The organism is Paenibacillus sp. SSG-1, assembly GCF_002224835.1.
Lineage (GTDB): Bacteria > Bacillota > Bacilli > Paenibacillales > Paenibacillaceae > Paenibacillus_AQ > Paenibacillus_AQ favisporus.
On the sequence record NZ_MBRK01000001.1, the window covers coordinates 2360628 to 2370790 of the forward strand.

At 54.1% G+C, this 10163-nt stretch carries 7 protein-coding genes; all 7 read left to right on the top strand.

From position 1 onward, the window contains the following. The first annotated feature begins 10 nt into the window (after nucleotides 1–10). The gene (locus BCV73_RS11005) at nucleotides 11–958 is read left to right on the top strand and encodes an aldo/keto reductase (protein ID WP_089547116.1); all 948 of its coding nucleotides are present in this window, start codon (nucleotides 11–13) and stop codon (nucleotides 956–958) included. A gap of 1 nt (nucleotide 959) precedes the next feature. Beyond that, nucleotides 960–1976, top strand: a complete 1017-nt coding sequence (locus tag BCV73_RS11010; RefSeq protein WP_089547117.1) for a zinc-binding alcohol dehydrogenase family protein — start codon at nucleotides 960–962, stop codon at nucleotides 1974–1976. Between the two features lie 134 nt (nucleotides 1977–2110). After that, nucleotides 2111–4423 (top strand): helix-turn-helix domain-containing protein, encoded by a 2313-nt coding sequence (locus BCV73_RS11015; RefSeq protein WP_089547118.1) that lies wholly within the window; start codon nucleotides 2111–2113, stop codon nucleotides 4421–4423. A 301-nt stretch (nucleotides 4424–4724) separates the two neighbouring features. Continuing rightward, complete coding sequence (locus tag BCV73_RS11020) at nucleotides 4725–5579, top strand: ABC transporter permease (RefSeq protein ID WP_076169336.1); 855 nt, start codon at nucleotides 4725–4727, stop codon at nucleotides 5577–5579. 25 nt (nucleotides 5580–5604) lie between these two features. Continuing rightward, complete coding sequence (locus tag BCV73_RS11025; protein WP_076166224.1) at nucleotides 5605–6525, top strand: carbohydrate ABC transporter permease; 921 nt, start codon at nucleotides 5605–5607, stop codon at nucleotides 6523–6525. A gap of 70 nt (nucleotides 6526–6595) precedes the next feature. Further along, nucleotides 6596–8260 carry an ABC transporter substrate-binding protein gene (locus BCV73_RS11030; protein ID WP_089550201.1) on the top strand — a complete coding sequence of 555 codons (1665 nt, stop codon included), beginning with the start codon at nucleotides 6596–6598 and terminating at the stop codon, nucleotides 8258–8260. A gap of 32 nt (nucleotides 8261–8292) precedes the next feature. Then, nucleotides 8293–10163: glycoside hydrolase family 95 protein (locus tag BCV73_RS11035; RefSeq protein ID WP_256993136.1), on the top strand; the 1871-nt coding region annotated here is incomplete at its 3' end.

A 10163-nucleotide genomic window follows, 5' to 3' on the forward strand; every position in this document is an offset into this window, starting at 1 on the left:
TGAAACCGAAATGAAATACCGGAAACTAGGAAAAACGGGGCTGGAAGTATCGGCGCTTAGTTTTGGCGCCTCCTCGTTAGGCTCCGTATTCCGCGACACGGATGAGCAGGAGAGCCTGCGAACCGTTCACGAGGCGATTGACAGCGGAATCAATTACATTGACGTCTCGCCTTATTACGGTTTGACTAAAGCCGAAACGGTACTCGGCAAGGCGCTTAAGGACATTCCGCGCGACCGGTACCTGCTGTCAACCAAGGCCGGACGCTACGGGGAGCACGAATTCGATTTTTCCCATAACCGGATTGTGACAAGCCTGGATGAAAGCCTGAAGCGTCTGAACGTGGATGAAGTGGATATTCTGTTCCTCCATGATATCGAGTTCGTCCCGGCGCAAATGATCCTGGAGGAAGCCATACCTGCGCTTGAAAAGCTCAAGCAGGCGGGCAAAATCCGGTTTGCCGGCATATGCGGACTGCCGCTAGCGCTGTTTGAAACGCTGCTGCCGCAAATCGATGTCGACGCGATCATTTCCTACTGCCATTATTCGCTGAATGACACCAGTCTGCTGGACTTACTGCCGCTTCTTGAGGAAAGGAATACGGGACTCGTTAACGCCTCACCTATCTCCATGGGACTGCTGAGCACCCGGGGAACGCCTGCCTGGCATCCGGCCGATCCGGAAATCAAGGAGGCCTGTTTGAAGGCGGCACAGTTCTGCGCGGACCAAGGGGAGGATATCGCGAAGCTCGCGGTGCAGTTTTCCACTTCAAATGATAGCATTCCCACCACGCTGGTCAGCACAGCCAATCCGGAAAATATCCGCAGGAATGCTTCCTGGGTGGAGGAGCCGGTGGATGAACGTCTGCTAAGCGAAGTGCTCGCCATTTTGGAACCTGTGCATAACCGGACCTGGACCAGCGGAAGGCCCGAATATAACACAAAAATAGGGGAGGCGTGAGATGAAAGGCATCATATGTTCAGCCGTCGGCCGATTTGACATGGCGCTGGATCTGCCGGAGCCCGTGATGGAGCCGGGGCATGCGGTGGTCGAGATCAAGCGGGTCGGGATTTGCGGAACCGATCTGCACGCATTCCGCGGCAACCAGCCGTTTTTTACTTATCCGAGAATCCTTGGCCATGAGCTGGCAGGTATCATTAAGGAAATCGGCCCTAACAGTGAAGGGCTTGAAGCCGGCGATCAGGTGAGCATCATCCCTTATTTGCACTGCGGGACATGCATTGCCTGCCGAAGCGGGAAGACCAACTGCTGTACGAATATGCAGGTCCTTGGCGTTCATACGGACGGCGGCATGCGTGAGCGGATTGCCGTTCCGGTGACCCACTTGATTCGCACGAACGGGCTGACGCTGGACCAGACTGCGGTCATTGAACCGCTGGCCATAGGTGCCCATGCCGTGCGTAGATCGGGGCTGGCGGCCGGCGAGACGGCGCTCGTCATCGGGGGCGGGCCGATTGGGCTCGGGGTCATGGCCTTTGCAAAGGCCATCGGTGCCCATGTGCTCGCGATGGATGTGAATGACGAACGCCTGGCTTTCTGCAAGCAATGGATTGAGGCGGATGCGCTTGTTAACGCATTGCAGAATCCCGATGAACAAATTGCGGCGGCCTGCGGCGGAGAGCTGCCTTCGGTGGTGTTTGACGCTACGGGAAATGCACAGTCGATGACTGACGCGTTCCGTTATACCGCCCATGGCGGAAGATTGGTCTATGTCGGATTGGTCAAAGCGGATATCCGGTTCCACGATCCGGAATTCCATAAACGGGAGCTGACGCTGCTGGCCAGCCGCAACGCAACGCGCGAAGACTTCATGCACGTGCTGCATACGATCCGGTCCGGCGGGATCCACGTCGCTCCATACGTCACGCACCGGACCGCGTTTGACGATATGATTGAACAATTTAACCATTGGCTGGACCCGGCTGCCAAGGTCATCAAAGCGATGGTAGATATGTAGACTTATAGCTGGATGGAGTATTAAAGAGAACGGCCGTCTTTAAAGACGGTCGTTTTTCTCAACTTACGGTGCTTGGCAGGAACAAGCCGCAGGCGGCTGACTCATTCGATATCCATGAAAGGTCAGGTGGTTCCATGAAACAGGTGTGGCTGAACATTTCGCCGGTATTTCGCAGATTCCTTATGTCTTATCTAATCGTGCTGATGATCCCGCTGATTGCGGGATATGTGTCTTACCGGACGTCGATCGATGTAGCGGAGCAAAGTTCCCTGAAGACCAGCATTATGACGCTGCAGCAGAGCAAGGATCTGATGGAGCGCAGGCTCGCGGAAGTTCAGGGCTTTACCAAACAGCTCGCCATTAATCAGGATTTAGCCAGGCTCATGACTTCGCATTCGGACGAGCAGAATTACGACGTATACGGTCTGTGGAAAATGATGCGGGATATCGCAAGCTACAGCCAGACCAACGACTTCCTTTCGAATTTTTACATCTACCTCCGCAACAGCCATCTGGTGCTTACGCCAAGCACGGTCTATTACCGGCCGGAACTGTTTTACGAATCGAACCATTATGAAGGCATGACCTTTGAGACTTGGAAAAAGAACTTTCTCGAGAAGAGCAACCTCAGCATGGTCGTTCCCCAGCACGATTACGTGACGAAGACACATCAGCAAATGGTGGTGACCTTCGTGCAAGCCCTGCCCCTGAACAGCTTCGATACACCTCTCGCCTCCGTCGTGGTCCTGATCGATACGAAGAAAATGTCCGCATCTCTATCAGGGATAACCAATCAGTATGGAGGATGGGCATTCGTCAGGAACCATGATGGAGAAACAGTCCTGTCTGAGGGGATCACTGGCAGCGACATAGCCAAAATCCGAAATATTCCTTCAGGTAAACCCGGTGATATCAGCCGTGCGGCGGATGACATGCTGCTCATATCCATCCGGGATGAATTAAGCGGCTGGGTCTACACAGCCGGCGTCCCGAAATCCGCCCTCATGATCAACGCGAACCGAATCAAGAACATCACCGGAATACTTACCGCGATTTCATTGATTTCCGGACTTGTCATCGGACTTGTGCTGGCATACCGGAGCAGCGCTCCGATCAACAATCTGATAAATTCACTCAAGAAACAGCTTGGATTGGAACTTGGTACAGGGATCCAAGATTACGATTTTATCGCGGGAAACATTTCAAGCCTGATTGCGAGCAACAGACAGCTGGAACAAGATCTCCACAACCAGGTGCCGTTGATCCGCGACGCTTTCATCAAACGGCTGTTGGTCGGAGAATTTTACAACGAAGAAGAGCTGGCCGCTGCTTCCGCGCAAGCAGGTGTCTCCATTAAGGGTGACGCAGGTTACGCCGGCCTGGCTAAAATCAACACCTATGGCGGTTCAGACAGCCGCGAATCGCTTGCGGAGTCCAGTGTGGCCCGCCTTATTGTGCGTCAGTCCCTCGTGGAGGCCGAGCCCGATATGCTGGTAACGGATTGGGGTCAGGACAAGCTTGCCTTTTTGCTGCTGCGCACAAGCAAGCTGGCCCCGGATGAGGCTTTGGTGATACAAAGGCTGCAGGATCTGGCGTGCACGCTGTTCAGCCATTATCACATGCCTGTCCAGTTCGGAATGGGGAGGCCCTTCGAAGCGCTGGCGGATGTCGGGCGTTCGTTCGGCGAAGCGGCGGAGGCTCTGGACTATGCGGCATTCACCGATGATGGCGGCGTCATTCGGTATGAGGATTCAAGCAGGGACGCGTCGCTATTTTATTATCCGATCGAAACGGAAACGCGGCTGCTGAACACGATCAAATCAGGAGATGGCAGGGAAGCGATGCGGATCCTCGAACACATTGCCGTACGGAATTTTCAGGAGAGGGAGCTGTCCCGTGAAATGACAGAGCAGTTGATCGGCGAACTTAAGGGGACGATGCTCAAGCTGCTGGATCAAAAGGCGGGAGATGATCCCGAGTTCACAGAGAATCTCCAGTGCCGGATCGCTCAAATCCAGCCGTTTGAAGGGATTGACAGGCTTCTCGGGCAAATGGGCGAAATGATCAGCCTCTATTGTTCGATGATCGAGGAGAAAAGGAATGCCCTGCATCATCAGACGGTACAGCAGGTGAAGGATTATCTTGAATCTGCGTACGGGGATGCGGACTTGACGCTGTACCACATCGCCAAGCAGGTTGGAAGGCCGGAAAAGTATGTCTCCACGGTATTCAAGGAAAGCGAGGGGGAGCATTGGTTCGATTACCTGGAACGGCTGCGCATCGATAAAGCGTCCGAGCTGCTGCTGAACCGGGCTTTAAAAATCGACGATATTGCCGAAAGGGTCGGCTATAACAGCGCACATTCATTCCGGCGGGCATTCAAGCGGGTCCGGGGGATCTCCCCAAGCATGTTCCGGGAGGCGGCCGAATTAGGGGACGCTCGTTGATCAAGTACCGATAGAATGCGCTTTCATCGAAAAATGTACGCTTTATCGCGGATTGTACGGTCGGGCTGTGGATGCATTCGCTGCAATTGTACCTTTACGGTCGTGGCGCGGAGATTTTACCATGAATTCTGTAAGCGCTACCATTACAAACGGCTCCGGAGTCGTAACGTGAAGGGGGAATATGCTTGTGAAGGCTGTATCGGTTCAGCCGCAGACGGAGACCCGGGAGAGGAGCACTTCCAAAAATTATTGGAAGGAAGCCAAGAAAAGTCTGAGGAAGCACTGGCAGCTGTATTTACTGGTGATACCGCCGGTCCTGTTCTTTATTCTTTTCAAATACCTCCCGATGGCTAACGCGGTGCTTGCATTCAAGAATTACCAGGTGACCAAGGGAATATGGGGAAGCCCCTGGGTGGGGACGAAGTACTTCGACATGCTGTTTAACAATCCGCAATTCTGGACGCTGATCAAGAACACGTTGTTTCTGTCTCTGTATCAGCTGGCAGCCACTTTTCCGATCCCGATCATTCTGGCCCTGCTGCTCAATGAGGTGCGAAGCCTCCGTTTCAAAAAAGCGGTACAGCTGATTACGTATGCGCCGTTTTTTATTTCGACCGTCGTCATGGTCTCCATTATTATGATCTTTCTGGCACCGCGGCTCGGACTGCTGAACGTGATTTTAAATGCAATGGGTATGGAATCCACGAATTTTCTCGGCGATCCGACGAAGTTCAGATCCGTTTACGTATGGTCGGAAGTGTGGCAAACCACCGGATACTCCTGTGTCATTTATTTGGCGGCATTGGCTGGCGTGGACCCGTCGCTCTATGAAGCGGCCAAAGTGGACGGGGCTTCCAGGCTGCAAAAAATCATCCATGTGGACATTCCGGGCATTCTGCCGGCCGCCGTCATCATTCTGATCCTAAGCGTCGGCAATATCATGTCGCTGGGCTTTGAGAAAGTATATCTCATGCAGAACCCGTTAAACCTGCAGTCTTCAGAGATCATTTCCACGTATGTCTACAAAATCGGTTTGCTGAACGCCAATTACAGCTTTGCCACAGCCGTGGGCTTGTTCAATTCGGTGATCAACCTGATTCTGCTCGTGGCGGTCAATGCCGTCTCGCGCCGGATATCCGAGAACAGCCTATGGTAATTCCAATGAACAAGGAGGGGAGGCTATGGCTGCTGTACAGACGACCGCTTCCATATCGACAAGGGGAAAAATCCGCGAATCGGCGGGGGACCGCGTTTTCCTCGGTATCACCTACATCCTGCTCAGTTTAATCCTTGTTGCCGTACTTTACCCGCTCATCTATATTGTCAGCTCATCGATCAGCAGCCCGCAGGCGGTTGCATCCGGCAAAGTCTGGCTGTGGCCGGTCGATATCTCTTTTGCCGGGTATAAAACGGTCTTCAGCAACGACCAGATACTGGTCGGCTACGGAAACTCGCTGTTCTATACCTGCTGCGGGACCTTGATCAGCGTCATCTTAACGGTGGCGATCGCCTATCCGTTATCGAAAAAGACGTTTTTTGGACGCAATGTGCTCATGATGTTCATCACGTTCACCTTTCTGTTTTCCGGGGGCTTGATTCCGACGTATCTCGTCGTCAAAGGCCTGCATCTGATCGATACAAGGTGGGCGCTGCTGCTGCCGAATGCGATCTTCGTGTTCCAGGTCATTATTGCCCGCACTTTTTTTAAAGCGTCCATTCCGGAAGAGCTGAACGATGCCGCCGAAATCGACGGCTGCAGCGACATCCGCTTTTTACTCAGCGTCGTCATTCCGCTGTCCAAGCCGATCCTGGCCGTGCTGACGCTGGTGTATGCGGTCGCGCAGTGGAACGCCTTTTTCGACGCGCTGATCTATCTGAAGTCGCAGCATTTGTATCCGCTCCAGCTAACGCTGCGCAGCATTCTGATTCAAAATTTCTCAGGCGGCAATATGGACGCAAGCGAGCAGGTCAAGCGGCAGGAGCTTGCCTATTTGATGAAATATTCTCTCATCGTGGTCGCAAGTCTGCCTGTGCTGATCCTGTATCCCTTTATTCAGCGGTATTTCGTTCAAGGGATGCTGATCGGTTCGATTAAGGGCTAAACCGCATAACAGTGGATGACTTAGCAGGGGAGCTTTTCAATTTTTGATGGAAAAGGGGCGTGTCGTGTTCATGAAGAAACGTGTTTACCGAGGCTGGTTCAGCTTGATTGCACTGGTGCTGGTGCTTGCAGGTTGTTCCGGAGGTGCATCACCGAATGATTCAGGAGCGGATGGAGGATCTGCGGGTACAGGCGGGGAAACCGGAACCGTTCCGATCAGCGTGTTCGTCAATACCGACGGCAACATCGACTATAAAACAAACCTGTTCACCAAAGTGCTGGAGAAAAAAGCAAACGTCAAGCTGCAGTTTACCGAGGTACCTTATGACGGCGCGGCGGAGAAACGCCAAATTTCCCTCGCCAGCGGCGACTACCCTGATTTGTACATGCTGATCCCGTGGGTCGACAAGTTCTCCCAATCGGATCTGGTGAAGTTCGGGCAGCAGGGCGTGATCCTTCCCCTGAACGATTTGATCGATCAATATGCTCCCAATATCAAGAAGGCGCTGGACGACCACCCGGATTACAAATCGATGTCCATCGCTCCGGACGGCAACATCTACGGGCTGACCATGCTGAACGAATGTTTTCACTGCTCATACCCCAACAAAATGTGGGTTAACACCAGCTGGCTGAAAAAGCTCAATTTGGAGGTCCCTAAAACGACGGAAGATTTCAAGAAGGTGCTGGAAGCCTTCAAGACCAAGGATCCAAACGGCAACGGCAAAGCCGACGAGGTTCCTCTGAGCGGTTCCATCGAAAATTTTGGCGTGCACATTCTGCCTTTTCTAATGAACGGCTTTATCTATGATGACGATAAATACTATCTGACGGTGAATGGCGATAAAGTAGACATCGCGGCCAACAAGCCGGAATGGAAGGAAGGACTTGCCTATGCCAGGTCGCTGTATGCCGAAGGCTTGATTGACCCGGGGGCATTCACACAGAACGCCGACGCGTTCAAGCTGATCGGCAACAATACCGCAACCGAGCTTCTGGGTGCAGGAGCATCGATGCATCCGGCGATATTTACGGATACCGGGGAAGGCAACAAGTACAGCTCCCATTACGACGCCATTCCGCCGCTGCAGGGGCCACATGCCGCATATGCTACGTTCAATTACCCGGTCGATCCTGGCGCTACTTTCGTCCTGACCAACAAGGCAAGCAAAGAAGTACAAATCGCCGCCATCAAAATGCTGGATTACATTTATACCGAAGAGGGACAGCTGCTGGGCAACTACGGCGAGGAGGGCAAGGATTGGGTGAAGCCGAAAGACGGAGACGTGCCATTGAACGAAAAAGCGAAACCGATCTTCAAGACGCTGGAGCAGCCGGCAGGCTCCGAGCCGCGAAACAGTGCGTGGGGAGCCACCGCCCAGTACAACCATACCCGGGAATTCCGCGATGGCTGGATTCAGGAAACCGATATTTATAAAAATTCGGGTTATGAGCGCAGATTGCAGGAAGCGACCTACCTGTACGAGAATAAACAACCTAAGGAGGTCTATCCCAATTGGTCGGTCTGGATCGATCCAGCGGCTGCCGATGAGCAAAGCATGCTTCAGCAAAATATAAAGGACTACGTGGATCAAAATGCCCTGCAGTTTGTCACCGGCGCCAAGAACCTGGACAAAGACTGGGATGCCTACGTCAAAGGGTTGGATGCATTAAATCTGAAGCGGTATTTGGAAATCATGCAGCAGGCTTATGACACGACCAAAAAAGCAGAATAATACGAACCTTTTTATTGAACCGGAGGGGAAGCATGAAACTTCAATATGACAAACCTGCTACAGTATGGACGGAAGCGCTTCCGATCGGCAACGGCCGGATTGGCGCCATGGTGTTCGGAGGCGTGGCCGAAGAGCGGATCCAGCTGAACGAAGACACGCTGTGGTCGGGATATCCGCGAGACACGAATAATCCGGAGGCTTTGGAGGTACTGCCCCGGGTGCGCGAGCTGATCCGCAGCGGGCAATACGAGGAAGCTGACCGTGCGGCGAAAGGGATGATGGGTGCCTACAGCCAGTCCTATCTTCCGCTCGGAGATCTGCATATTGAGTTGAAGCAGGAGGGAGAAGCTTCGTTTACTGGCTACAAAAGAGAACTGGATCTCGCTGAGGGCATTACCCGTGTTGAATACACGGTTCGCGGCGTTGTGTATACGAGGGAGATGTTCGTATCCCATCCGGACCAGGTGCTGGTCGTCCGTCTGACTTCCAGCGAGGCAGGAAAGCTGAATTTTCGGGCATCGCTCAGCAGTCCGCTGCGCAGCGTGACGGAGGCGCAGGACGGCACCTTAGTCCTCCGGGGTACCGCGCCGGAACAGGTTTGGCCTAATTATTACCGCAGCGATGATCCCATTATTTACGGCGACCCGGATAAGACGGAAGCGGTGCGTTTTCAAGGACGCCTGACGGCTGTAACGGAGGGAGGCAGCGCAGCGGTCAGCGAAACGGACATCCGCGTTCAAGGCGCGACGGCGGCAACCCTTTATTTCAGCGCTGCGACGAGTTTTAGCGGCTTTGATAAACTGCCCGGAAGCCAAGGCAAAGATGAGAAACGGGCCGCCAAGGACGATTTGGACAGAGCTATTCAAGGCAATTATGAGGGCCAGCGCCAAACGCATATTGCCGATCACCGCTCGCTGTTCGACCGGGTCCAGTTGTCGCTTGGGGCAAGCAAGGCAGGAGAAGAACTATCGACAGAGGACCGGATTGTCCGCTATGGAGCCGGCGATCCGGGGCTGGTGGAACTGCTGTTTCATTATGGCCGATACCTGATGATCGCTAGTTCTCGGCCCGGCACCCAGCCGGCGAATCTGCAGGGAATTTGGAACCAGGAGATGCGCCCGCCGTGGAGCAGCAACTGGACGCTGAATATCAATGCAGAAATGAATTACTGGCCGGCCGAAACGGCGAATCTGTCCGAGCTGCATGAGCCGCTGCTTCGCTTTATCGGCGACTTGGCCCGGAATGGCGGGACAACGGCACAGACTCACTATGACGCCCGCGGCTGGACCGCCCACCACAATTCTGACATTTGGGCGATGTCCAATCCCGTAGGCGATTACGGGCATGGCGATCCGGTATGGTGCATGTGGCCGATGGGCGGTGTCTGGCTGTGCCAGCACTTGTGGGAGCATTTTGCGTTCAGCCGGGACGAGAAGTATTTGCGGGAACATGCCTACCCGGTGATGAAGGACGCGGCTCTGTTCTGCCTGGATTGGCTGCAGGACGACGGCAGCGGCCGCCTGATCACTTCGCCGTCGACCTCGCCGGAGCATAAATTCAGAACGCCGGCGGGCGGTCTGGCTGCGGTCAGCGAAGCATCGACGATGGATCTGATGCTGATCTGGGACCTGCTCACCAATCTAATTGAAGCGTCCGAGACGCTGGAAGAAGACGAAGCGCTGCGCCAGGAGTGGCTGGAGGCCAGGGAGCGTCTCCTGCCGCTGCAGGTCGGGAAGTACGGACAGCTTCAGGAATGGTCCAAGGATTTCGAAGACGAGGATGTCCACCACCGTCACGCGTCCCATATGTTCGGCGTATATCCGGGCCGGCAGCTCACCAAGCGGCAGTCGCCGGATTTATTCGAGGCCGCCCGCCGTTCCCTAGAACGGCGGGGGGGGGGCGG

What these genes read in the sequence shown, in the direction of transcription:
- BCV73_RS11030 (WP_089550201.1), top strand. Translation starts at nt 6,596, where the DNA reads ATGAAGAAACGTGTTTACCGAGGCTGGTTCAGCTTGATTGCACTGGTG.
- BCV73_RS11010 (WP_089547117.1), top strand. Translation starts at nt 960, where the DNA reads ATGAAAGGCATCATATGTTCAGCCGTCGGCCGATTTGACATGGCGCTG.
- BCV73_RS11025 (WP_076166224.1), top strand. Translation starts at nt 5,605, where the DNA reads ATGGCTGCTGTACAGACGACCGCTTCCATATCGACAAGGGGAAAAATC.
- BCV73_RS11005 (WP_089547116.1), top strand. Translation starts at nt 11, where the DNA reads ATGAAATACCGGAAACTAGGAAAAACGGGGCTGGAAGTATCGGCGCTT.
- BCV73_RS11015 (WP_089547118.1), top strand. Translation starts at nt 2,111, where the DNA reads ATGAAACAGGTGTGGCTGAACATTTCGCCGGTATTTCGCAGATTCCTT.